Here is a 23,918-nt window from a genome sequence, read left to right as displayed (position 1 = left end):
CCACTGGAGAGTGGTGGCACACACAGGATCAGGCGGTTGATTCAAGGCTCCCGATGGGAGCGCCGCGCCGATACCGGCTGACGGGGGTCAGCCATTGCCGATGATGATGGCAACCCGGCGATTTTCCGCTCGTCCGGCAGCGGTCGCGTTGTCGGCGATGGGCGCCTCTTCTCCGCGGCCGCGGATATCCAGGTTCCCCTGGGGCATACCCACCGACACCAGGACATCGGCCACCGACCGTGCCCGCTTGAGGGAGAGTTGCTGGTTGTAGGCCTCATCACCGTTGGAGTCGGTATGACCGTCCACCCGTGCCCGGTTCAGTCCTACCTCAATCAGGGCCTTGCCGAGTTTCTCCACCACCTGGCGGGTCTCGGGGTTGAGGGCCCCCACATTGTTGGCGAACAGCACCTTGTTGGAGATATCCAGGGTCCATCCCTCGTCGGTCAGGTGAAATCCCTGCTCCTTCAAGGCGGCGATCTGCTCCGCCGTGAGCCCCTGGGGAGGGCTCTGGCACGCCGCCAGCACACTCAGCAACAGTGCCACCAGGCCCGCTTTGATCGGGTTCAACATGCGCATTCTTATCATCCTTTCACTATTTCCGGTTCAACTTCACGTGCTCGTTTTTCGTGTTTCTCTCTCCTCCCTGCGTTGTCGTTTGGCTTGATACATGGCGTCGTCTGCCCATTGCAGCAGGGCATCCGCCGTCCTCCCCTGCTCGGGATAGCGGGCAGAGCCGATGCTGATCCCCACCCCGAGATGGCGACCGTCACTCAATACCACGGGGGTGTTCATGGCCTGCTGCACTCGCCCTATTACCTCGCGCACCTCGTCCTCCCCCTGGATCGGGGTCAGGAGGATGACGAACTCATCTCCCCCCAGCCGGCAGACCAGATCCAGGGGTCTGAGCTGATGCTGCACCCGCCGCGCCACGGCGATCAGCACTTCGTCGCCGATGCCGTGGCCCAGGTTGTCATTGATCTGCTTGAAACGATCGCAATCCAGATAGAGCAGGGCAAAACCTTCATGCCCCTTGTTGCCTGCCAGAATGGCCTGCCCCATGCGAGCCTCGAACAGAGCGCGGTTGGGCAGACCGGTCAGGGGATCATGGGTTGCCTGATGCAGCAGGCTGGCGTTCTCCCGCTTCTGGTGGGCCTGCCAGGCTTCCAGCTCATCGAGCAGCGAATTGAAATCCTCACCCAGCTCGTGCAGCTCGGCGATATTGGCCGCCGGCACCCGCTCCTTGAGGGCACGCTGGCGGCTGACGTTGTAAGCCACCTCGGTCAGGGCCTTGAGGGGTGCCGTGATGGAGCGCTGCATCCGGCGCGCCACATGGAGTGCCCCGAGAATACTGATGAGCAGGCACACCAGGGTAGCCAGCAAGGTCTGCAACAGGAATCGCAGCAGGTACTGGCCGTGACCGACCAGATGCACCCTGGCTATCTCCTTGTGCTCGCGCACCATGGGGAGCGCCACGGGCCCCGGCAGGATCAGACGGGCCAGGTGCTGCTCCAGGGTGGTCCAGGGGGTAGTGATGTCCCGGCGCCAGCTCGCCAGCACCTGGCCGTCCGGCAGCACTATGCTGGCGCTGGCTATGTCTTCCCGGGAGGTGATGGTCTCCAGGGCATCCAGTGCCGCCTCCTTGTCATGGAAGACCACGGCCGCCTCAGTGGTGTAGCTGATGGCCCGCGCCACCAGCTTGAGGTTGTGATCCGCATAAAGGCGCAGCGCCAGCAGCGCCGTGACGGTCAGAAACAGCCCGGCCATGCAGACGGCAGTCAGGGAGATCATCATGTGGGTGCGCCCCAGACTCTGTCGCAGGGTAAGCCTGGGAGTGGCGTGATGGACCGTCATCGCACCTCCTCATCGGCTCGCGCCAGCTTGAGCACGGCCGGGTGTACTCGCACGCCGCTGCGGGCCAGCGCATCCAGATTGACCCGAAAACGCACCCTCTCCTCCCCGGCCTGCAGACAGAAGACCGCATCGGCGATGCACTCGCGGCTCTGCTCGCTGATGCTGAGGATGGCGTGGCCGCGCAGGCGCTCGAACAGGGAGAGGCGCTGCGCCGGTGCCAGCACCCCCAGATAGATGACATCGCAGCGCTGGATCAGCGACTCGTCGTCCATGTCGTAGTGATGGACCTCCACCGGTCGGCCATTGGCCTGCCGTTCGATGGTCAGAAGGGATGACGCATATTCCGTCGGCGCAGTGATGCAGAGCCGAAGTCTGTCGGGCTCGCTGGGCCAGCGGGTGTAACTGAGGATATCGAGCACGGTCTGGCGCACCATGTCGCTGCGCGCCTCGGCGGAGGTTGCCGCCATGGCCTGGTTTGCCAGCATCAGCATGCAGCACAGTGGCGCCAGCCACATCAGTAACCGGAGGTAACAAAACATCTACATGGTGCCCGCGAGAGTGTCCAGGTCGGCGCCGGGGTCACCCGACGCCCATGATGAGAGTGCCTGCATGGCACCGCACCGAGCTTACCAGCCGGGTGGCCAGCCCCCAGAGGCAAGTGGCACGGTTGCGTCACCGGATGTCGCAGCCGTGCCTGCAAGGCGCTCAATGCCCCTGGCAGACACCGTCCATCGACACTACTTCTTGCCAATCCCATATTCGCGCAGCTTGTTGGCGATGGCGGTATGGGAGACACCGAGCCGCTTGGCCAGTTGGCGGGTGGAGGGGAACGCCGGGTAGAGCCGCTCCAGCAGGCGGCTCTCGAAACGCTTCACCGCCTCGTCGAGCCCCCCTTCGAACCACTCGTCGATGAGCGGCATGGCATCGGCCGCCACCGGCAAGTCCACGTGCTCGGGTCCAATCTCGTCCCCTTCCAGCAGGGTCATGGCCCTATAGAGGCAGTTGCGCAGCTGGCGCACGTTGCCGGGCCAGCGGTAGGCGGTGAGGTACTCGGCCATGTTGCGGGTAAAGCGCGGGCGCGGACGCTGCAGTTCGCTGGCAAAGCGCGACACGAACTGCTGGGCCAGGGCCATGATGTCCGCCTTGCGCTCGCGCAGCGGCGGCAGATTGAGGCTAAGCACATTGAGGCGGTAGTAGAGATCTTCGCGAAACTTCCCTTCATGGACCAGATCCAGCAACTGCTTCTGGGTGGTGCAGATGAAGCGCACGTTGACCCTCACCTCCTGCTCGTCACCGACCCGGCGAAACACGCCGTCTTGCAGCACCCGCAGGAACTTGGTCTGCAGATGGGGGGACATGTCGCCGATCTCGTCCAGCATCAGGGTGCCGCCGCTGGCCAGCTCCAGCACCCCGCGCTTGCCCTCGGTGTTGTTGCCAAAGGCGCCGGGGGCATAGCCGAACAGCTCGCTCTCGGCCACGTTGTCCGGCATGGCCGCACAGTTGAGCGCCATGAAGGGGTGGCTGGAGCGCAGGCTGGCGCCGTGGCAGGCCCGGGCCAGCAACTCCTTGCCGGTGCCGGTCTCCCCCACGATGAGCAAGGGGGCGTCCTGCATCGCGAGCTTGGCAGCCTGGGCCAGCACCTCTTTCATCTTCTGGCTCTCGGCCTGGAGGTGCTCAAAGCCCCCCACTTCCACCGCGTGCAGGGCACTGAAGTGCATGCCGACCCGGCGGGCGGATTTGAGCACCACCACGGCGCCGGCCAGAGCCTGCTTGCCCTTCTCTTCGGCCACGAACAGCGGCATCAGATCGCCCAGGTACTCTTCGCCACCGAGGCTCAGCTTGCAGGTCTGGGGCTTGATCTCCCCCGACTCCAGCCAGCGGCCAAACGAGAAGCCTTTGACCAGGGAGGCGATCGCCACGCCGCGCACCTCGTCCGGTGGCAACGCCAGGGTGGTGAGGGCGGCCTGGTTGGCCTGGGTCACCCGCCCCTTGCTGTCGAGGGAGAAGACCAGGTCCGGCAGGGCCTTGAGCAGGGCCTCTATCTCGTGGTGTTCCCGCTCGGAGGGCATGTAGGGGATGGTCTTGACGTCATAGACGCCGGGAATGCGGCGAATTTCCGGCATCAGATGCTGAAAGTCACGGAACTCCAGCTCGGGGAAATTGAGATAGATGATGCCTGAGGTATCGATTTCGATGCCGCGCAGATCGATGTTGTGCTCCACCAGTCGGTCGAGCAATTCCCGGGTCAGGCCCAGACGGTCTTCACAGCTGACTTCAAGACGCATTCGGCACACACTTCCTAGCTAACATTCTGAATAACGGGATAATACAGACTCGATCCCGCCAGTGCGAGCGCTCCCCCACAAAAATGCGGGCCTGCCCCGCTTTCACCGGGCAGGCCCTGTCTGCGCTGGCGCCAGACGGCGGTTACTTCATCAACGCGTCGGTGCGGGCTGCCATGATGAAGTCGTTGCGATGCAAGCCGCCTATCTTGTGGGTCCACCAGCTCACGGTCACCTTGCCCCATTCGAGCAAGATCGCCGGATGATGGAACTCCGCCTCCGCCAGTTCTCCGAGGCGGTTGGTGAACGCCAGCCCCTCCTTGAAGTTGCGAAACACAAATTCACGACGCAGTTGCAGCTCGCCGTTCACCACTAGGGACTGCCAGTCGGGGATGAGGTGCATCAGCTCCCCCAGCTCCTGATCGCTCACCCTGGGGGCATCGGCGCGGCACGCCTCGCATCGTTGACTCGCCAGTTCAGTCATTCGGGACTCCTTTCATGAAACATCGTGGGAATGAATTCGGGTCAGCTCGCCTGCTTGCCGGCAACGGGGGCAAAGCGGGGTGGACGCAGGCCAAGACAACGGGCCTCGGCCACGGCCGCCATGATCCCCGGTCCCTCCAGACCATAGAGGGTATCGAGACGAGGCAGCACGAAATAGGTCGGCTGCATGATGTCGATGCGATAGGGGGTACGCAGGATCTCCAGCAGATCGAAGGGTTGCAGCTCGGGCTTGCCCGAGAGGGCATAAGCGGTCTCGCCGATGGAGGAGAGAATGCCGCCGCCGTAGATGCGCAGCCCCTCCTCCCCCTGCAGGAGACCGAACTCCACCGTGAACCAGTAGAGCCGCGCCAGATAGACCCGCTCCTCCTTGCTGGCATGGCGTCCGAGCCGACCATACAGGTGGGTGAAGTGGGCAAAGGCCGGGTTGGTCAGCATGGCGCAGTGGCCGAAGATCTCGTGGAAGATGTCGGGCTCTTGCAGGTAGTCGAGCTCATCCCGGCGGCGAATGAAGGTGGCGACGGGAAAACGGCGATCAGCGAGCAGCGCGAAGAAGTGATCAAAGGAGATGAGTGCCGGCACCGCCGCCACCGACCAGCCGGTAGCGGGCATCAGGGCGGCGTTGATCTCGCCCAGCTGGGGGATCCGGTCCAGAGGCAGGTCGAGGCGTGCCAACCCGGCCTGGTATTCGTCGCAGGCCTTGCCATCGAGCGCCGCAAGCTGGCGTGCAATCAGGATCCGCCAGGTGCCGTGCTCCTCGTCCGTGTAGTGGATCCTGCCCTGCCCATCCGGTTGGCGGGCCGTGTAGAGACTTGCCATGAGTGATCCCATCCTTCGGGTGCCAGCCGCCATCCGGGCGGTCACTGGCCGTTGAGTCATGGGATCACTGTAACGGTTTGCCCCTCAAAAAAGCAGCCGACCCCGGGGTCGGCTGCTTTTGACAATTGTAAATAATTTGTGACATCCATGTCGGGTGCCAGCCACCTCACGACTTGTTGAGATAACCCGCCAACTGGCCGATCAGCCGCTTGCGCAGCTCCCCCAGCTTCGGCTTCTCGTCGGCACACCAGGGGAGCGGACGACAGGCTTCTATGGTACGCATCCCGAGGCGCGCGGTGAGCAACCCGGCCCCGACCCCTTGGGCAGCGCGGGCGGAGAGCTTGGCGGTCAGCTCGGCCCCCAGCAGATCCATCCCTACCTCGGTCACCAGCTCGGTGGCCCCCGCATAGAGCATGTTGCGAAACACCTGGCGAATGAGGCGGATGCGGCTCCAGTAGCCGAGCTCGATGGCGTAGACATCGGCGATGTCCTCGATCATCCGCAGGTTGCGCCAGAGCATCAGCATCATGTCGACGGTGGCGAGCGGGCTCAGGGCCACCAGCACGGCGGCCTCCCCCGACCATTTGGCGACGCGGGCCTGGGCCAGCTTGTCCCGCTCGGTGAGCACCAGCTGGCTGTAGAGGGTCAGCACTTCCCGATCGTTGTGGCTCTCGTCAAGCTGGGATAGCCAGGTGCGATACCCTTCCCGCCCCTTGTCACCGCTCTTCTCGGCCAGGGCCTCGCAGAAGGCCTGCCCCTGACCCACCCCCTGATGGGCCAGCAGATCTTCGGCTCTTGAGCGCACATCCTGGCGCCGCTTCAAGGTGCGCAGCCGCAGCCATTCGCGCCCCGCCACCCCGGCGGTGCCCACCGCCACCAGGCCGGAGGCGAGCAGCCAGGCGCCGCCCCAGAAGGGGGAGGCGGCAAACTGATCCACCAGAAAAGCGCCAAACTGGCCAAGCGACAGCAGCCCCACCCCACCCAGCCCCCAGGCCAGCAGACGATGGCGGCGCCGAGGCCTGACGGTAAGCGCGGGTTCCACCTCGGTGAGCTCGTCCAGCGTGTCCAGAGGCTCGAAGCTCTCCTCTTCCAGCCGCCGGGCCGGGGCCGGTGGCTGCGCTTCGCTTGCCACCGAGGGCGCGGGCTCCAGCGTCACCTTGCCTTGCAGGGGAGCGGCGTCATCGGTGCGCCATCTTGTCTGATCGTTCATCGCATTCTCTCCTGTGGGCGCCCCTCGAGCACAGCGGGCCACCCACCCGTTATTCGAGGTGATCCCCGAGCAGGAACTCCAGCGCCGCATCGAGCCGGATATGGGGGAGCGCCTGATGGGCGCTCATGGGCAGCGGGCGAAAGGCCTGAAAATCAAACCCTTGAGTTTTCCACCACTGCGCAGGCGGGATCTGGGCAGGCACCTCCCCCGGGAAGAGCAGCAAGGGATCGCCCGAGAGGGTAGTGCCACGAATGGCGGGAAATTCCCGTCCGTCTGCCACCCCCTTGCCCACCTCGGTGGCCTTGATGGCGGCGAGCGCCAGGCATTCGGTCTCTATCCCCTCGAAGCGGGCCTGACCCCGGCCACGGCTCACCAGGTGCTGCAGGAGCGACACCAGAGGTCCGTGCTGCTCCGGCGTGACGTGATCGGCCTTGCTCGCCACAAACAGCAGCTTGTCGATGCGCGGGGCGAACAGACGGCGCCACCAGTTGCTCTTGCCGTAGGCGAAGCTTTCCATGATGCGGGCGATGGCCTGCTGCATGTCACCAAAGCTCGCGGCACCGGCATTGAGGGGCGCCAGGCAGTCCACCAGCACGATCTGGCGATCGAAGCCTGCAAAGTGCTGCTCATAGAAGCCCTGTACCAGATGCTGCTTGTACTGCTCGAAGCGCTGCTTGAAGGTGGCGTAGAGGGTGCCGTCTTCGGGGGAGTGCGTGGGCATTTCCCACACCCAGGGCACGAATTGCAGCAACGGCGCACCGGCATACTCGCCGGGCAACACGAAACGCCCGGGCTGGATGAGGTGAAGCCCGAGCGCCTGCTTGCAGGCGTGCAGATATTCGGTGTAGCGGGCGGCCAGTTCGCTGGCGGCACGCTCCTCGAAGGCTTGCTCCGCCTGCCAGAGCGGCGTCAGCCAGCCTGCCGCCAGGGCTTGCAGCTCGGGACGACGCAGTTGCTCCCGCACCTGCTCGCTCCACTGCTCGTAGTTCAGATCCAGCAGCGGCAAATCCAGCAGCCACTCCCCGGGATAATCCACCAGATCCACATAGAGGGTGGAGATCTCACCCAGGTGCCGACGCAGCGGATGGCGGGTGCGATAACGGATCTCGAGGCGTACCTCGGCCACCCCTCGGGTCGGCGCGGGCCAGGCGGGCGGATCGCCAAACAGGGCATCGAGGCCCCGTTCGTAGGGGAAGGTGGGAATGTGGGCGTTTTGCTGGGGCACCCGGCGAGCACCGAGGATGCGTCCCTGGCGCTGGGCGTCCCAGAGTGGCAGACGACCATCGATGGCCGCGTGCTCCAGTTGATTGACCAGCGCCGTGATAAACGCGGTCTTGCCACTGCGAGAGAGGCCGGTGACCGCCAGCCGGATGTGGCGATCCCGGGCCCGGTTCACCGCGTCAACGGCCTTGTGCTGGAGCACAGACCAGGAGTGTTCGAGTTTGTTGCGTATCAAGGCGGGTCTTCTTCTCCTTGTGATCACATCAGAGAGACGGCCGCGAGGCAGTATCCTCGCGGCCCGGCACGATTAGAGCTTGCTGAACTCCCGTTGCAGGGTGAACTCCTTGGAGGTCACCAGCTTCTCGATGCGCTGCACCCTGGGCTCCAGTGCATCCAGCTCCTGGCCGATGCGGACAAGGGCCTGATGAGGTGTGACGCCTGCCTGCCAGCTGCGCGCCTTCATCCGTACCTCTGCGAACTCGGCATCTTCCTGGGAGTAGAGGGTGACCGGCTTCTTGTCGAGCAAGAACCAGGCGGCAATATAGGCGGTGAAGGTGATGAAGCCGGCGAAGATGAGACCACTGATGGCCAGCAGCCGCACGATCCAGGTCTCCACCCCGAAGTACTCTGCCAGACCGGCACAGACCCCGGCAATCTTGCCTCGCTGGGGATCCCGGTACAGGTTGCGCCCTTCACGACTGACACTGTTCATACCTTGTTCCTCCAACCGGGGACTTCCGCATCCAGAATCGACGCCAATACGGTTTCGGCCCGCTCCGGCTTTTTGCCACGGTCATGACCTCTCTCATTGAAAACCGTCATACCTTGTTTCTCCAACCAGGAACCTCGGCATCCAGAATCGACTCCAGGGCGCCGACCCGTTCCTGCATCTTCTCGGCACGCACCAGCAAGCCCTGCAGCTGTTCACGCTCACCATCGGCAAGACCGGCGCCAATGCGTCCCTTGGCGCGGTAGTGCAGCACCAGCCAGATGGGGGCCACCACCACCATGAAGACCACCATGGGAACCATCAATACACCCAGCAGATCTTCCATCTGTTACTCTCCCTGTTTCGGTGCCGGATTGTGCTGGCCCAGCTTCTGGCGCATGGCTTCCAGCTCGCGGCTGATCTGGTCGTCCGCTTCCAGCTCGGCAAACTGCTGGGCGAGCGCCTTGTCGGACTGCCCCAGATCGGCGCGGGCTTCCATCTCGTCGATGCGGCGCTCCATGCGCTCGAACTTGCTCACCACGGCCTGACTGTCGCCACGGGCCACCTGGCTTTGCACGTTGAGGCGGCTGCTGGCGGCTTCGCTGCGAATGGCCATCGCCTTCTGGCGGGCACGGGCGTCTTCCAGCTTGGCTTCCAGCTGGCGGATCTCCTCCCCCAGCTTCTCGATGCCGCTGTCCACCGCCTGCTGTTCCCGAGACAGGGCGTCGGCAAGCTCCGCCTGTTTGCTCTTCTCGATGAGGGCGGCCCGGGCCAGATCTTCGCGCCCCTTGGTCAGGGCCAGCTCGGCCTTGCCCTGCCACTCGGCGACCCGCTCCTGATGGCGGCTCACCTGACGGCCGATCTCTTTTTGATTCGCGAGGAAGCGGGCCAGGTTGGAGCGCTCCTTCACCAGTTCATCTTCCATCTCCTGGATGATCAGACGCACCATCTTCTGGGGATCTTCCGCCTTGTCGAGCAGGGCCGTCAGATTGGAATTGATGATGTCGGCCAGGCGAGAAAAAATGCTCATGATTGTACTCCTGTGATAGGCATCGGGTTGTGTCTCCATTGACAATGGCAACTTGTGTGCCAATCTGGAACAATATTTAACTTGTTGATTTATATGGGCACTCAGAATGCAGTTCAAGTCCCTGGGAAACAAGTGATGATTAAAATAACCAACTTTTGGTAAGATTAACCAGATTTTTCAACTCACAGGGGCAGGGATGACCACGGCCACGGAAAGTCTGTTGGGTGAATCCAACGCATTTCTAGAAATCATCGAGCAGGCATCGCGCCTCGCGCCGCTGCGCAAGCCCGTGCTCATCATCGGCGAGCGTGGGACCGGCAAGGAGCTCATCGCCCACCGCCTACATTATCTCTCGGATCGCTGGGATCAAAGCTTTGTCACCATCAACTGCGCCACCTTGAGCGAGAGCCTGCTGGAGACCGAGCTGTTTGGCCACGAGGCGGGCTCCTTCACTGGCGCCGCCAAGCGTCATCAGGGGCGCTTCGAGCGGGCCGACGGCGGCACCCTGTTCCTCGACGAACTGGCCACCACCAGCGCCCGGGTGCAGGAAAAACTGCTGCGGGTCATCGAATACGGGGAGTTCGAGCGGGTGGGCGGTGCCAAGCCCCTCAAGGTGGATGTGCGGCTGGTGTGCGCCACCAACGAGGATCTGCCTGCACTGGCAGAGAAAGGACGGTTTCGTCACGACCTGCTGGACCGGCTCGCCTTCGACGTCATCACCCTGCCCCCCCTGCGGGAGCGGCGCGAGGACATCCTGATGCTGGCGGAACACTTCGCCCACGGCATGACCCGGGAGCTGGGGTATCCGCTCTTTGCCGGCTTCTCGCGCAAGGCGACCCAGCTGCTGCAAGATTACCCCTGGCCGGGCAACGTGCGGGAGCTCAAGAACGTGGTGGAGCGCAGTCTCTATCGCCAGGGCAACCCCCAGTTGCCGCTGGCGGATCTGGTGCTCAATCCCTTTGACTCCCCCTGGCGCCCCCGTGCCCGAGGTGACGCCGCCCCTTCCACCGACGCGCCGACCTCGGCAGAAACGGCCCCGACCCCGACCCTGCCGCTGGATCTCAAAGGGGCGGTGGCGGAGTACGAGATTAATTTACTCAAGCAAGCGATGCAGCAATCCCAGTATAATCAGCGCAAAGCAGCCCAGTTGCTGGCCCTGAGCTATCACCAGTTCCGGGGGATGCTGCGCAAATATCAATTGCTGGACGGGGATGACAACAGTGGCAACCAGGAGGCGGGCTGATGCCTGGCACCGGGTCTGTGCGCGCGGATAACGCGGCGCACGTCACCCCTGACGGGAGCGCCTGCCCGGCCGCCCCCCGCAACGCGCCCGCCCCCTGGCGGGCAACTTTGTCTGAAAACATGGTTCCAACATGAGAATGCTCACCCCCCTGCTGCTTGGTCTCCTGGTCCTGGTCAGCGGCTGTCAGAAACGCGATGAAGCCTCCAAAACCGGGCTCATCTATTGTGCCGAAGGGGCACCCCGAACCTTCAACCCGCAGCTTGCCAATTCGGATGCGACCCTGGATGCCAGTGCCCGTCCCATCTACGATCGCCTGCTCGAGGTCAATGCCAACACCCTCGGCATCGAAGGGGGGCTCGCCACCCGCTGGCAAAGCAGCGAGGACGGTCTCTCCTATACCCTGACCCTGCGCAAGGGAGTGACCTTCCACCGTACCCCCTGGTTCAGCCCGACCCGTCACTTCAATGCCGACGACGTCCTGTTCACCTGGCAGCGCCTGCTGGACGAACACCACCCCTTCCACGCCGTCTCCGGCGGCGAGTACCCCTATTTTTACAGCTTGGGGCTCGGCAACCTCATCAAGCGGGTCTACAAGAAGGGGCCCTATGAGGTGGTGTTCGAGCTGAACCGCCCCGATGCCTCCTTCCTCGCCACCCTGGCCAGCGACTACGCCATCGTGCTCTCCGCCGAGTACGGGGAGCAGATGCTAAAGGCCGGCACCCCGGCGCTGCTGGACAGCCGCCCCATCGGCACCGGCCCCTTCAGCTTCAAGGAGTATCGCCACAACGAGTTCGTGCGATACCTGCGTCACCCCGGCTACTGGGGCGGCGAGGCCAGAATGGAGCAGCTCATCTACGACATCACGCCCAAATCCTCCAAGCGACTGGCCAAGCTGTTGACCGGCGAGTGCGACGTGATGAGCACCCCCTCTGCCAGCCAGCTGTCGGTGATAGACAAGGACTCCCACCTGGATTTGTCGGTGCAGTCGGGGATGAACGTCGCCTTCCTCGCCCTCAATACCCGCAAAGCCCCGTTCAACAAGGTGCAGGTGCGCCAGGCCCTCGCCAGCGCCATCAATGTGCAGAATCTGCTGCAGGCTGTCTATTTCGAGACCGGCCAGAGCGCTGCCAGCCTGCTGCCGCCCCTCTCCTGGGGTTACAACCCCTCCCTGCCCCAACGCAAGCCGGATCTCAAGCTCGCTCGCCAGTTGCTCAAGGACGCGGGCTACCCCAACGGCTTCGAGATGCAGGTGCTGGTGCAACCCGGCGCCCGTCCCTACAACCCGGACGGCCTCAAGACGGCGCAACTGATGCGCAGCGATTTCGCCAAGATTGGGGTGAGCCTCAAGATAGTGCAGCAGGCCTGGCCGGTCATCGAGACCCGGCTCGCCCATGGACAATATGACAGCCTGCTCTCTGGCTGGATCGCCGACAACGCGGATCCGGACAACTTCTTCCGCCAGTTGCTGAGCTGCGCCGCCGTCGAGCGGGGCAACAACTACAGCCGCTGGTGCAGCCCGGCGTTTGATCAGCTGCTGGACGATGCGGTGACCACCCCGCAGCTCGCCTTCCGCCTGCGCAACTATTACTATGCCCAGTCCCTGCTCAACGAGCAGTTGCCGCTCATTCCCCTGGCCCATGCCCTGAGAACCCAGGTGAGTCGCAGCGACATTCAGGGGCTGACCCTGATGCCCTTTGGCGGCACCACCTTCAACCAGGCCCATCGGGAGTGACCATGACAGATAACCACTCCATCGTCGGGCCATCGGCGCACCGTCCCCAGGAGGCATAAGCATGTTTTTTTATATCCTGCGCCGCATCACCCTGCTGGTGATCACCCTCCTGGTGCTGACTCTGGGGGCCTACCTCCTGGAGTTTCGCCTCATCACCCAGGTGCTGGATTTCTGGCACGGCTATCCTGACTTCCTCCAGCGCATCGCCGCCGGGGATTTCGGGCTCTCCAGCGTCTCCGGCCAGCCGGTCCTCGACGAGATCCGTCACTACTTCCCGGCGACCCTGACCCTCTGCCTCGCCGCCTTCGCCATCTCGCTGCTGGTGGGCATCCCCCTGGGCACCCTCGCGGCCCTCTATCAGGGGCGCAGCCCGGACCTCTCCATCATGGCCGCCGGCCTCGTCGGCTATGCCATCCCGGTCTTCTGGCTGGGGCTGCTGATGGTGATGTTCTTCTCCCTGGATCTTGGCTGGCTCCCCTCCTCTGGCCAGATCAGCCTGCTCTACGACGTGCCCTCCATCACCGGGATCGCCATCGTCGATGTGCTGATGAGCCAGGAGCCCTGGCGGGAAGCGGCCCTGCACGACGCCCTGCGCCATCTGGTACTGCCTTCCCTGGTGCTGGCCGTGGTGCCCACCACCGAGGTGATCCGCCACGTGCGCAGCTCCCTCATCGACGTGATGAAACAGAACTACATCAAGGCTGCCGCCAGCCGCGGACTCTCCCGCCGCCAGATCGTCTGGCGTCACGGGCTCAAGAACGCCCTGCCCCCCGTGTTGCCGCTGCTGGGGCTGCAACTTGGCAGCGTGCTCACCTCCGCCATGATCACCGAGGTGGTGTTCGACTGGCCCGGCATCGGCCGCTGGCTGGTGAGCAGCATCGCGCTGCAGGACTATGCCGCCATCCGCGGCGCCTTCCTGGTGGTGGCGAGCTTCGTCATCTTCATCAGCGTCAGCACCGATCTGCTGACCACCATCATGTATCCGGCACGGCGTAAAGAACTCTATGCAAGACAAGATTGATTGCGGTCTGTGGATGAACCACGGCGGCCCATGGGCCACCGGCGCACAGGCGTGCCCATCCCCTTGCGACCAGCACGGGAGCCTGCATCATGCACGATAAATCGAACATCTATCCGGAGCTCAAGATCCTCTCCCCCCTGGAGCAGACCTGGGCCTCCTACCGACGCAACCCGCTGGCCATGGCGGGGCTCTGGTGCTTCGGGCTGCTGCTGCTGGTGACCCTCATCGGTCCCCTGGTAATCCCCTACGGCATCGACGATCAGCACAGCAGCCACCTGCTGCTCGCCCCCTCCTGGGCCAACAGCGGCAACATCGATTACTTCCTGGGGACCGACGATCTGGGGCGCGACATCCTCTCCCGTCTGGTGGCCGGGGCCAGACTCACCTTCGGCAACGCCCTGCTGGTGGTGCTCATCGCGCTGGTCATCGGCTCGGCCATCGGCATCCTCGGTGGCATGAGCAAGGGGGTGAAGTCGAGCGTGCTCCATCACCTGCTCGATACCCTGCTCTCCATCCCGTCCCTGCTGCTGGCCATCATCGTCGTGGCCATCCTGGGGCCGGGTCTGTTCAACACCCTGATCGCCATCACACTCGCGTTGATACCGCCTTTCATCCGGGCGACCTACAACGCGGTCCACGCCGAGATGCAGAAGGAGTACATCATCGCCAGCCGCCTCGACGGCTCTCCGCCCCAGCGGATCATGCGTCTGGCCATCTTGCCGAACATCGTCGAGACCCTGGTGACCCAGACCACCCGCACCCTCTCCGCCGCCATCCTGGACATCTCGGCGGTGGGCTTCCTCGGTCTCGGGGCCCAGTCTCCCCAGCCGGAGTGGGGTGCCATGCTGGCCGATTCGAGCGATCTTATCTATCTGGCCCCCTGGACGGTGACCCTGCCCGGGATGGCCATCCTGTTCAGCGTGCTGGTGACCAACCTGGTGGGCGAAGGCATTCGCGAAGCACTCAAAGAGGGGAACGACTGATGTTGCCAGCCTTGTTATCTATCCCCGCCCCCGGACGCCCTGAGCGGCCCGGCTGCGCCCTGAACGGGGGACGTTGCTGATGCCCCTGCTCGACATACGCAACCTCACCATCGAAATCGACACCCCCCAGGGCAAGGTCAAGGCGGTGGACAGAGTCAGCCTGACCCTGAACGAGGGGGAGATCCGCGGGCTGGTGGGGGAATCCGGCTCGGGCAAGAGCCTGGTGGCCAAGGTGATCGTCGGCATCCAGAAGGACAACTGGACGGTGCGCGCCGACCGGATGCGCTTCAACGACATGGACCTGCTGACCATGGCGCCCAAGGAACGACGCCGCATCATGGGGCGGGAGATAGCGATGATCTTCCAGGACCCCATCAGCTGCCTCGACCCCTCGGAGGAGATAGGCACCCAGCTCGAGGAGGCCATCCCCACCAGCGCCTTCACCGGCAAGTTCTGGCAGCGCTTCCAGTGGCGCAAGAAGCGGGCCATCGCCCTGCTGCACCGGGTCGGGGTCAAGGATCACCGCAAGGTGATGCGGGCCTATCCACACGAGCTGTCGGACGGCATGTGCCAGAAGGTGATGATCGCCATGGCCATCGCCAACCAGCCGCGCCTGCTGGTGGCGGACGAGCCCACCAGCGCCATGGAGTCCACCACCCACTCCCAGATCCTGCGGTTGCTGGACAAGATGAACAAGCTGGGCAATACCACCATCCTCATCATCAGCAACGACATCGCCGCCATCGCGAACCTGACCGACACCCTCAACATCATGTATTGCGGCCAGATGGTGGAAGTGGGGACCCGGGACCAGATCCTGGAATCCCCTCACCACCCCTATACGGATGCCCTGCTCAAATCCATCCCCGACTTTGACAAGCTGGTGCGCCACAAGTCCCGGCTCGAGACCCTGCCCGGAGTGATACCGCCGCTGCAGCATCTGCCCATCGGCTGCCGCCTCGGCCCACGCTGCCCCTACGCCCAGAAGCAGTGCGTGCAGACGCCGCTGATGAGCAAGGTCAAGGGGCATCAGTTCAGTTGCCACTTCCCGCTCAACATGGAAGAACCGAAGAAATGAACCGGCACCAGACCCTGATCCGGGGCACCTGCCCGCCCCGTCAGCCCCTCTATCCGGCGAGCACACCCAAGGAGACCACGTCGTGACCGAACCTTCCCTGTTGCAGGTCAGGGGCCTGTGCAAGACCTACCAGAACCGCACCGGCCTGTTCAGGCGCCGTGCGGTGGAGGCGATAAAGCCCCTCTCGTTCGATCTCGAGGTGGGCCAGACCCTGGCCATCGTCGGGGAGGCGGGCTCGGGCAAGAGCACCCTGGCCCGCATTCTGGCGGGCATGATTGAACCGAGCGGCGGGGAGATCGCCATCGAGGGGCAACCCATGGTCCACGGCGATTACCAGACACGCTGCAAGCTGCTGCGGATGATCTTCCAGGACCCCAACACCTCCCTTAACCGGAAAATCCGGGTCGGCCAGATCCTGGAGACCCCCCTTCGCCTCAACACGGCCCTGAGCGAGGAGGAGCGCCGGGAGAAGGTGATCCAGACCCTGCGCATGGTGGGCATGCTGCCCGACCACGCCCTCTTCTATCCCCAGATGCTCTCCGCCGGCCAGCAGCAGCGGGTGGGGCTGGCGCGGGCGCTCATCCTCAATCCCAAGATAGTGGTAGCTGACGAGGCACTCTCGACCCTGGATATTTCGGTACGCTCCCAGATCATCAACCTGCTGCTGGAGATGCAGGAGACCATGGGGCTGAGCTATGTACTGGTGGCCAACGATCTGGGGATCGTGAGCCACATCAGCGACGAGGTGCTGGTGATGCACGAAGGGCGTGTGGTGGAGCGCGGCAAGACCTTGCGGGTCTTCGCCGATCCCCAGCACGACGTCACCCGCCGCCTCATTCAGAACTACAACAACGAATACCGCCGCTGATCTCGCGGCGCGTTTCCCCTTGCGCAGACATAAAAAAACCCGGCCTGATGTCTCATCAGTCGCCGGGGAATTGCGCTCAAAAAAGTGATTGCGTCGCTCGTAGTAGGAACAGGGGAATGGTAGGCAGCCCCCGTCACCTCAACAACTGTCAGATCTGACAGGCAGTCCGCTATGGAACCGGAATTGCGGATCCGGCGAACAGATGAGCTCGGCCTCCAGGCGACCGAAGAAGGCCACCCGCTCGCTGATGTCTTCGTCTGCGAACGTCTGTGCCAGGGCCAGGTAGTCCTGATAGTGACGCGCCTCCGAGCGCAGCAGGGAGACATAGAAGCGGCCAAGCTCCTCGTCCAGATGAGGGGCCAGCCTGGCAAAACGCTCGCAGGATCGCGCTTCGATATAGGCACCGATGATCATCTTGTCCACCACGGCCGCCGGCTCGTAGGTGCGCACATGGGTCAGCAGGCTGCGGGCATAGCGGGAGGCGGTGACGGGACCATAGGGGATGCCCCGTGCGGCCATGATCTCCAGCACCTGCTCGAAGTGGTGCAGCTCCTCCTGGATGAGGCGCACCATGGGGAACAGCAGGGGATTGCGCTCCAGCTCGGCAAACACGCTCCTGTCTGATTCGCCCATGGTGCGCTTGCCGAGGATCTCCGCCTTCTCCGGCAAGGCATCGAGCTCCCGGTAGAAGGTCAGCTTGGGCAACAGGTGACGCTTCTCCTTGGGCAGGCAGTAGCGGCGCACCAGGCTGTGGGCGGTGAGTGCCGCCTTGTTCTCGCAGTTGGCGTGATCGATAAGCAGGGTCGGCAACTGGGCGGGATCCCGCGCCATTTCCACCCACTCATCCGGGGTCTCGCAATGCAGGAACTGGCGAACGGGGGCTAACAGGTCATCCATCTGAACTCTCATCTGTTGATACGACACGCGGCGCCTGGCGCCGGGGGGCCTATGCTAACGGATCCCGCCCGGCCTGCCCACCGCCATCATGGCTCAGCCCGTCAGACGCCTGAGGGAGTCGCGGCGGATCAGGGTGCCGCTGAAGGCGGGCAGTGCGTCCCGGCTCCCCTCCTCCACCATGGTGATCAGGCGGTTGATGGTCTCCTGGATCATCCCGTTCACCGGCATCTTGACGCTCGACAGCGCGGGAATGACGTAAGGGGCCAGGGGGATGTCGTCGAACCCCACCACCGAAACCTCGTCAGGCACCATCACACCGGCTTCGTGCAGCCGTTTGATCGCCCCGATCGCCATGTCATCGTTGCTGGCCACCAGGGCGCTGAAGCGAGCGCCTCGCGCCAGCAAGGTCGAGACGGCGGCCGCGCCACAGGCGGGGGTCCATTTGCCGGGAGCGATCAAGGTCTCCTGCACGGGGATGCCGTGCCGGATCAGCGCCTGTCGGTAACCGGCCAGGCGCTCGGCGCCGGTGGGGGAATCCGCAGAGCCTGCGATGAAGGCGATCTCCCTGTGCCCCATGGCCACCAGCTTGTCCACCACCGCCTCCGCCGCCGCCTGCTGATCCGCATAGACGCAGTGGGCCGGATGGCGGCTCAGACGCCGGTTGAGCACCATGATGGGCTGCTCATGCTGCTCGATGATCTCGTCCATCTCCTCCACCCCAAGAAAGCGCGGATAGATGATGACGCCATCGCAACGGGAATCGAGCAGATACTGGATGGCCTGGCGCTCCTCGTCGGCGCTGTGCTTGCCGTCCGCCAGTATGAGCTGGCGCCCGCGATCCTCGGTCATCCGCGCCACCTGGGAGAGCAGCTCGCCGAAGTAGACGCCGTGGTAGAGGGTGTTGGTAACCACCAGTCCCAGGGTCCGGGTATGCCTGGTCGCCAGCTGCCTCGCCACCAGGTTGGGGCGATAGCCGCACTCCTCGATGGCCTGCTGCACCCGGTCCCGGGTCTCCTGGCTGGTGTAACCATTGCCCGACAACACCCGGGAGACCGTCGCCTTCGACACCCCTGCCCGCCTTGCCACCTCCAGCATCGTCGTCATTGTGTTCTCCCTTGCTCGTAACGGGGCGCAGTGTACTGCACCGCCCCCGGCTTGTCGTCGCACGAATGGCGTGCAGGCCCGGGTTCAGTGATCCCATTCACGGATCCGGACGCTCGCTGCACAAGATGCTTGTCTCCCGCGCTCAGGCCGCGCACTCTATGTGGAACCGGTTCCACATTCAGTTTCATGCGCGTTCCCGCCCTTCGCGGCGGCGGGGGCGAGCAGGCCCACTTGGTTAAAAGGATCTACCTCGATGTCAAAAAACTATGCGGCTCTGGCCGGTACCGTCATCACCGCACTCGGCGGCGCCGACAACGTCGTCGCCGTGACCCACTGCATGACGCGGCTGCGCTTTGTGCTCGGCGATCCCGCCCGGGTCAATGGCCCTGCCCTCAAGGCGATCACCGGCGTGCTCGGGGTGGTGCAGGCGGACAACCAGTGTCAGGTGATCATCGGCAACACCGTCTCCCACGCCTATCGCGAGGTGCTGGCCCTGCTGCCCCAGGGTGGCGGGCAGACCCCGCTTCCGGAAGTTTCCGCTGGCTGGAGCCTGCGCCGCATGGGCGCCGCCATCCTCGACGCCCTGATCGGCACCATGTCCCCCCTCATCCCGGCCATCATCGGCGGCTCCATGCTCAAGCTGCTGGCCATGGTGCTGGAGATGACCGGCGTGCTGGAGAAAGGCTCCTCGACCCTCACCATCCTCACGGTGGCCGGGGATGGGGCCTTCTTCTTCCTGCCCCTGATGGTGGCCGCCTCCGCCGCCGTCAAGTTCAAGACCAACATGTCCCTGGCCATCGCCATCGCAGGCGTGCTGGTGCACCCCAGCTTCATCGAGCTGATGGCCAGAGCCGCCGAAGGAGAGCAGGTGACCTTCGCCCTGGTCCCGGTGACCGCGGTCAAATACACCTACACCGTCATTCCGGCCCTGGTGATGACCTGGTGCCTCTCCTACATCGAGGGCTGGGTCGACCGCATCACTCCGGCGGTCACCAAGAACTTCCTCAAACCCATGCTGATCGTGCTGATCGCGGCGCCGCTGGCCATCCTCTTCATCGGCCCCGTCGGCATCTGGATTGGCACCGCCATCTCCGGCCTGGTCTACACGGTCCACGACTACCTGGGCTGGCTGTCGGTGGCCATCATGGGGGCTTTGTGGCCCCTGCTGGTGATGACCGGCATGCACCGCGTCTTCACCCCGACCATCATCCAGACCATCGCCGAGACCGGCAAGGAAGGCATGGTGATGCCCTCCGAAATCGGCGCCAATCTCTCTCTTGGCGGCTCGTCCCTGGCGGTGGCCTGGCGCACCCGTAACCCGGAACTGCGCCAGACGGCGCTCGCGGCGGCCGCCTCCGCCATCATGGCGGGGATCTCCGAACCCGCACTCTACGGTGTGGCCCTGCGCCTCAAGCGTCCGCTCATCGCGAGCCTCATTAGCGGCTTTGTCTGCGGTGCCGTCGCCGGCATGGCGGGGCTCGCCAGCCACTCCATGGCCGCCCCCGGGCTCTTTACCAGCGTGCAGTTCTTCGATCCGGCCAACCCCATGACCATCGCCTGGGTGTTCGGCGTGATGGCCCTCTCCGTGGTGCTCTCCTTCGTGCTGACCCTGGTGATGGGGTTCGAGGACATCCCGGTCGAGAGCCCGGCCCCCCGCGCCGAGCCCGTGCAACCCGTCGCCACCAGCCAGGCGCAGGCCGGACTGTGACACCCCATTCAGACATGACAAGAGGTAACCAATGTCGTTAACAAGATTTCCCGAGGGCTTTCTCTGGGGCGGTGCCCTGGCCGCCAATCAGGCGGAGGGCGGCTATCTCGAGGGGGGCAAGGGGCTGACCACGGTGGACATGATCCCCCATGGCCCGCGCCGCATGGCGGTCAAACTCGGCCAGGAGAAGCGCATCACCCTGCAAGATGACGAGTTCTACCCAAGCCACGGAGCCATCGATTTCTATCACCGCTATCGGGAGGACATCGCCCTGATGGCCGAGATGGGCTTCACCGTGTTTCGCACCTCCATCGCCTGGGCCCGTCTCTACCCCAGGGGGGACGAGCGCGAGCCCAATGCCGAGGGCATCGCCTTCTACCGGGCGGTGTTCGAGGAGTGCAGAAAGTACAACATCGAGCCCCTGGTGACCCTGTGCCACTTCGATGTGCCCATGCACCTGGTGACCGAGTACGGCTCCTGGCGCAACCGCCAGATGGTGGAGTTTTTCACCCGCTACGCCCGCACCTGCTTCGAGCAGTTCGACGGCCTGGTGAAGTACTGGCTCACCTTCAACGAGATCAACATCCTGCTGCACAGCCCCTTCTCCGGGGCGGGGCTGGTGTTCGAGGAAGGGGAACACCAGGATCAGGTGAAGTATCAGGCCGCCCACCACGAGCTGGTGGCCAGCGCCCTGGCGACCCGGATCGCCCACGAGGTGAACCCGGCCAACCAGGTGGGCTGCATGCTGGCGGGGGGCAACTTCTACCCCTACTCCTGCAAGCCCGCCGACGTCTGGACCGCCCTCCAGAAAGATCGGGAGAACCTCCTCTTCATCGACGTGCAGGCCAGGGGCGCCTATCCGGCCTATGCGCAGAGGGTGTTTCGTGACAAGGGGGTCACCCTGGTGAAGGGGCCGGAAGATGACGAGATCCTCAGGCACACAGTAGATTTCGTCTCCTTCAGCTACTACGCCTCCCGCTGCGCCGCCGCCGACATGAATGCGGGCAACACCAGCGAGGCCAACGTGGTCAAGTCCCTGCGCAATCCCCACATCGAGGTGAGCGAGTGGGGCTGGGGCATCGACCCCCTGGGCCTTCGCATCACCCTCAACACCTTGCACGATCGCTACCAGAAGCCCCTCTTCCTGGTGGAAAACGGCCTGGGGGCAGTGGACGAAGTGAACGAGCAAGGGGAGATAGAGGACGACTACCGCATCGACTACCTGCGCGCCCACATCGAGGCCATGGGGGACGCCATCAAGGACGGCGTGCCCCTGATGGGGTACACCAGCTGGGGCTGCATCGATCTCGTCTCCGCCTCCACCGGGGAGATGAGCAAGCGCTATGGCTTCGTCCACGTGGACAGGGACGACGCCGGCCATGGCACCCTGGCCCGCCGGCGCAAGAAGTCGTTCTGGTGGTACAAGAAGGTGATCGCGAGCAACGGGGAGGATCTGGCCTGAGGCCCCCCTCAGTTTCGCCGCAAGGCGCATCCATGCAACAGGGGGGCCGAGGCCCCCCTGTTGTTCATCGCGCTGGCAATCTGAAAACGTTTAACTGCCTTCGTTGAAGATCTCGAGGTTGCTGGTCCCTTCCTGCCACTCGCGCACCGCCTTGTTGTCGTCGCTGCGCAGGGCATTGAGGTGGTCCAGATAACCCTGATCCACGTCGGAGGTCACATAGTGACCGTTGAAGACCGAGGTCTCGAAGTGGCGCAGCTCGGGGTTGATCTCCCGCACCGCCTCTTCCAGATCTTCCAGATCCTGGAAGATGAGGCCGTCGGCACCGATAAGCTTGCACACCTCTTCCACTTCACGACCATGGGCAATGAGCTCGTTGGCGGTGGGCATGTCGATGCCGTAGACGTTGGGGAAGCGAATTTCCGGTGCGGCCGAGGCGAAGTAGACCTTGGCGGCCCCCGCTTCACGGGCCATCTGGATGATCTGCTCGGAGGTGGTGCCCCGCACGATGGAGTCGTCCACCAGCAACACCTTCTTGCCCTTGAATTCGGAGCTGATGGCGTTGAGCTTGCGGCGCACCGACTTCTTGCGCTGGGTCTGGCCCGGCATGATGAAGGTACGGCCGATGTAGCGGTTCTTCACGAAGCCCTGACGGTACGGCAGGCCCAGGGTGTGGGCGATTTCCAGCGCCACGTCGCAGGAGGTCTCGGGGATGGGGATGACCACGTCCACGTCGAGATCATCCCACTCCCGTGCGATCTTCTGGCCCAGCTTGCGACCCATGTTGAGGCGGGCGGCATAGACGGAGACCTTGTCGATGAAGGAGTCGGGACGGGCGAAGTAGACGTATTCGAAGATGCAGGGGTTCATCTGCGGGCTCTCCGCACACTGCTCGGAGAAGAGCTGGCCCTGCTCGGTGATGTAGATGGCCTCGCCCGGGGCGACGTCACGCACCGTCTCGAAGCCGATGGCGTCGAGGGCCACGCTCTCGGAGGCGAGCATGTACTCCACCTGCCCCTGCTCGTCGACCCGGCGACCCAGGATCAGCGGGCGAATGCCGTTGGGGTCGCGAAAGCCGATGAGGCCGTGGCCGATCACCAGAGAAACAACGGCATAGGCGCCGCGGATCTGCTGGTGCACCTTGCGCACCGCCGAGAAGATATCTTCCGGGCGCAGCGCCATCTTGTCGCACAAGTCCAGCTCGTGGGCCAGCACGTTCAACAGCACTTCGGAGTCCGAGGTGGTGTTGATGTGGCGGCGGGCCACCTTGAACTGCTGCTCCTTGAGCTCCTTGGCGTTGGTGAGGTTGCCGTTGTGGGCCAGCACCATGCCGTAGGGGGAGTTCACGTAAAACGGCTGCGCCTCTGCCGCACTGGAGCTGCCTGCGGTGGGATAACGGACGTGTCCGATGCCGATATTCCCTTTCAGGCGCTGCATGTGGCGCACTTCAAACACATCCTTCACCAGACCGTTGGCCTTGCGTTGCCGGAAGTTTCCACTGTCAATGGTCACGATCCCGGCGGCATCCTGTCCCCTGTGCTGCAACACCGTCAAGGCGTCGTAGAGGGCCTGATTGACGGGGGTGGTGCCAACTATACCGACAATACCGCACATGTCTTTGCTACCTCGAAGTCACTGTACCTGTTGAAGAAAACTGGACGAGTTCATCATGAACCCGAAAAACCACTGGATCACCGGCTTGAACTCCGGCACCAGCCTGGACGCCACCCACCAGTCGCTCTGGGAGAGGCTGGTGAAGGTATCCATGAAAAACAGCAGGGCGCTGACGATCAGCACCCCGCGAATGGCGCCAAAACAGACCCCGAGCACCCTGTCGGTGCCGGAAAGCCCGGTCTTTTCCACCAGCAGGCCCACCACGTAGTTCACCACGCTGCCGAGGATCAGGGTCGCCACGAACAGGGCGGCGATGGCCAGACCGTTGCGCACCATGGCATCGGAGAAAGAGGTGAAATAGACGGCGAGATCGGGATAGAAATGGCTGGCAATGAAAAAGGCGACGAACCAGGTGACCAGAGACATGGCCTCCTTGAGAAAGCCGCGCACCAGGCTGATGAGGGCGGAGAAACCGACGATGCCGATGATGGCGTAATCAATCCAGACCATAGAAAAAGATGTCCTGCGAAATTGCGGCGCAGTCTAACAAAAACGATTGCGCAATGCTTGATAAAATTGTGTTACAGG

23 protein-coding genes are annotated in these 23,918 nt (G+C 63.8%); 8 read left to right on the top strand and 15 right to left on the bottom strand.

Features of this window, described 5'->3' with window-relative positions:
- Nucleotides 1-87: 87 nt before the first annotated feature.
- The 11 genes from AB5Y80_RS08815 to pspA all read right to left on the bottom strand — a co-directional run bounded on the left by AB5Y80_RS08815 (nucleotide 88) and on the right by pspA (nucleotide 9,623).
- Nucleotides 88-576, bottom strand: coding sequence for an OmpA family protein (locus AB5Y80_RS08815; RefSeq protein ID WP_010674543.1), 489 nt, complete (start codon nucleotides 574-576; stop codon nucleotides 88-90).
- Nucleotides 577-609: 33 nt separating this feature from the next.
- Nucleotides 610-1,851: a diguanylate cyclase gene (locus AB5Y80_RS08810; protein ID WP_042863783.1), complete on the bottom strand. Its 1,242-nt coding sequence runs from the start codon at nucleotides 1,849-1,851 to the stop codon at nucleotides 610-612.
- On the bottom strand, nucleotides 1,848-2,390 hold the full coding sequence (locus AB5Y80_RS08805; RefSeq protein WP_269475971.1) for a YfiR family protein: 543 nt from the start codon (nucleotides 2,388-2,390) through the stop codon (nucleotides 1,848-1,850). Before AB5Y80_RS08805 ends, AB5Y80_RS08810 begins: the two co-directional genes overlap by 4 nt.
- Nucleotides 2,391-2,588: 198 nt before the next feature.
- Nucleotides 2,589-4,136, bottom strand: coding sequence for a transcriptional regulator TyrR (gene tyrR / locus AB5Y80_RS08800; protein ID WP_010674540.1), 1,548 nt, complete (start codon nucleotides 4,134-4,136; stop codon nucleotides 2,589-2,591).
- A gap of 142 nt (nucleotides 4,137-4,278) precedes the next feature.
- The gene (locus AB5Y80_RS08795; RefSeq protein ID WP_368172812.1) at nucleotides 4,279-4,617 is read right to left on the bottom strand and encodes a 4a-hydroxytetrahydrobiopterin dehydratase; all 339 of its coding nucleotides are present in this window, start codon (nucleotides 4,615-4,617) and stop codon (nucleotides 4,279-4,281) included.
- Nucleotides 4,618-4,658: 41 nt separating this feature from the next.
- Nucleotides 4,659-5,453 (bottom strand): phenylalanine 4-monooxygenase, encoded by a 795-nt coding sequence (gene phhA / locus AB5Y80_RS08790; RefSeq protein ID WP_039039021.1) that lies wholly within the window; start codon nucleotides 5,451-5,453, stop codon nucleotides 4,659-4,661.
- A 166-nt stretch (nucleotides 5,454-5,619) separates the two neighbouring features.
- Nucleotides 5,620-6,663, bottom strand: a complete 1,044-nt coding sequence (locus AB5Y80_RS08785; RefSeq protein ID WP_368172811.1) for a YcjF family protein — start codon at nucleotides 6,661-6,663, stop codon at nucleotides 5,620-5,622.
- Nucleotides 6,664-6,712: 49 nt separating this feature from the next.
- Nucleotides 6,713-8,119 carry a YcjX family protein gene (locus AB5Y80_RS08780; protein WP_368172810.1) on the bottom strand — a complete coding sequence of 469 codons (1,407 nt, stop codon included), beginning with the start codon at nucleotides 8,117-8,119 and terminating at the stop codon, nucleotides 6,713-6,715.
- 72 nt (nucleotides 8,120-8,191) lie between these two features.
- Nucleotides 8,192-8,596, bottom strand: a complete 405-nt coding sequence (pspC, locus tag AB5Y80_RS08775) for an envelope stress response membrane protein PspC (protein ID WP_164882775.1) — start codon at nucleotides 8,594-8,596, stop codon at nucleotides 8,192-8,194.
- Between the two features lie 106 nt (nucleotides 8,597-8,702).
- The gene (gene pspB, locus AB5Y80_RS08770; protein WP_005300084.1) at nucleotides 8,703-8,939 is read right to left on the bottom strand and encodes an envelope stress response membrane protein PspB; all 237 of its coding nucleotides are present in this window, start codon (nucleotides 8,937-8,939) and stop codon (nucleotides 8,703-8,705) included.
- A 3-nt stretch (nucleotides 8,940-8,942) separates the two neighbouring features.
- Nucleotides 8,943-9,623, bottom strand: coding sequence for a phage shock protein PspA (pspA, locus tag AB5Y80_RS08765; RefSeq protein ID WP_010674534.1), 681 nt, complete (start codon nucleotides 9,621-9,623; stop codon nucleotides 8,943-8,945).
- Between the two features lie 196 nt (nucleotides 9,624-9,819).
- Here pspA and pspF point away from each other — a divergent pair, with 196 nt between their 5' ends.
- From pspF to AB5Y80_RS08735, 6 genes are all read left to right on the top strand, one after another.
- On the top strand, nucleotides 9,820-10,866 hold the full coding sequence (gene pspF, locus AB5Y80_RS08760) for a phage shock protein operon transcriptional activator (RefSeq protein ID WP_171864790.1): 1,047 nt from the start codon (nucleotides 9,820-9,822) through the stop codon (nucleotides 10,864-10,866).
- A 136-nt stretch (nucleotides 10,867-11,002) separates the two neighbouring features.
- Nucleotides 11,003-12,598, top strand: a complete 1,596-nt coding sequence (gene sapA, locus AB5Y80_RS08755) for an ABC transporter substrate-binding protein SapA (RefSeq protein WP_010674532.1) — start codon at nucleotides 11,003-11,005, stop codon at nucleotides 12,596-12,598.
- A gap of 61 nt (nucleotides 12,599-12,659) precedes the next feature.
- Nucleotides 12,660-13,619 carry an ABC transporter permease subunit gene (locus AB5Y80_RS08750; protein WP_010674531.1) on the top strand — a complete coding sequence of 320 codons (960 nt, stop codon included), beginning with the start codon at nucleotides 12,660-12,662 and terminating at the stop codon, nucleotides 13,617-13,619.
- Between the two features lie 89 nt (nucleotides 13,620-13,708).
- The gene (locus AB5Y80_RS08745) at nucleotides 13,709-14,602 is read left to right on the top strand and encodes an ABC transporter permease subunit (RefSeq protein WP_069784996.1); all 894 of its coding nucleotides are present in this window, start codon (nucleotides 13,709-13,711) and stop codon (nucleotides 14,600-14,602) included.
- Between the two features lie 79 nt (nucleotides 14,603-14,681).
- Nucleotides 14,682-15,680, top strand: coding sequence for an oligopeptide/dipeptide ABC transporter ATP-binding protein (locus AB5Y80_RS08740; RefSeq protein WP_010674529.1), 999 nt, complete (start codon nucleotides 14,682-14,684; stop codon nucleotides 15,678-15,680).
- 82 nt (nucleotides 15,681-15,762) lie between these two features.
- Complete coding sequence (locus AB5Y80_RS08735) at nucleotides 15,763-16,548, top strand: ABC transporter ATP-binding protein (protein WP_039039015.1); 786 nt, start codon at nucleotides 15,763-15,765, stop codon at nucleotides 16,546-16,548.
- Between the two features lie 138 nt (nucleotides 16,549-16,686).
- On the opposite strand, the gene miaE is transcribed toward AB5Y80_RS08735, so the two are convergent.
- Nucleotides 16,687-17,445, bottom strand: a complete 759-nt coding sequence (gene miaE, locus AB5Y80_RS08730) for a tRNA-(ms[2]io[6]A)-hydroxylase (RefSeq protein ID WP_042016277.1) — start codon at nucleotides 17,443-17,445, stop codon at nucleotides 16,687-16,689.
- A 93-nt stretch (nucleotides 17,446-17,538) separates the two neighbouring features.
- Nucleotides 17,539-18,549, bottom strand: a complete 1,011-nt coding sequence (locus AB5Y80_RS08725; RefSeq protein ID WP_042863778.1) for a LacI family DNA-binding transcriptional regulator — start codon at nucleotides 18,547-18,549, stop codon at nucleotides 17,539-17,541.
- Nucleotides 18,550-18,802: 253 nt separating this feature from the next.
- Here AB5Y80_RS08725 and ascF point away from each other — a divergent pair, with 253 nt between their 5' ends.
- Nucleotides 18,803-20,257 (top strand): PTS cellobiose/arbutin/salicin transporter subunit IIBC, encoded by a 1,455-nt coding sequence (ascF, locus tag AB5Y80_RS08720; protein ID WP_139737209.1) that lies wholly within the window; start codon nucleotides 18,803-18,805, stop codon nucleotides 20,255-20,257.
- A gap of 31 nt (nucleotides 20,258-20,288) precedes the next feature.
- Nucleotides 20,289-21,719 (top strand): 6-phospho-beta-glucosidase, encoded by a 1,431-nt coding sequence (locus tag AB5Y80_RS08715; protein ID WP_368172809.1) that lies wholly within the window; start codon nucleotides 20,289-20,291, stop codon nucleotides 21,717-21,719.
- A 90-nt stretch (nucleotides 21,720-21,809) separates the two neighbouring features.
- Here the strand turns inward: AB5Y80_RS08715 and purF are convergent, their stop codons facing one another.
- Together purF and AB5Y80_RS08705 are read right to left on the bottom strand one after the other, a co-directional pair.
- Nucleotides 21,810-23,330, bottom strand: a complete 1,521-nt coding sequence (gene purF, locus AB5Y80_RS08710) for an amidophosphoribosyltransferase (RefSeq protein WP_041215287.1) — start codon at nucleotides 23,328-23,330, stop codon at nucleotides 21,810-21,812.
- An 18-nt stretch (nucleotides 23,331-23,348) separates the two neighbouring features.
- Entirely contained in the window at nucleotides 23,349-23,840 is a 492-nt protein-coding gene (locus AB5Y80_RS08705; RefSeq protein WP_010674522.1) for a CvpA family protein, read from the bottom strand.
- Nucleotides 23,841-23,918: the final 78 nt, after the last annotated feature.

The organism is Aeromonas sp. R2-1, from assembly GCF_040908425.1.
Lineage (GTDB): Bacteria > Pseudomonadota > Gammaproteobacteria > Enterobacterales > Aeromonadaceae > Aeromonas > Aeromonas caviae.
Note: the sequence above shows the minus strand (reverse complement) of the source record. Positions and strands in the feature narration are given on the sequence as shown.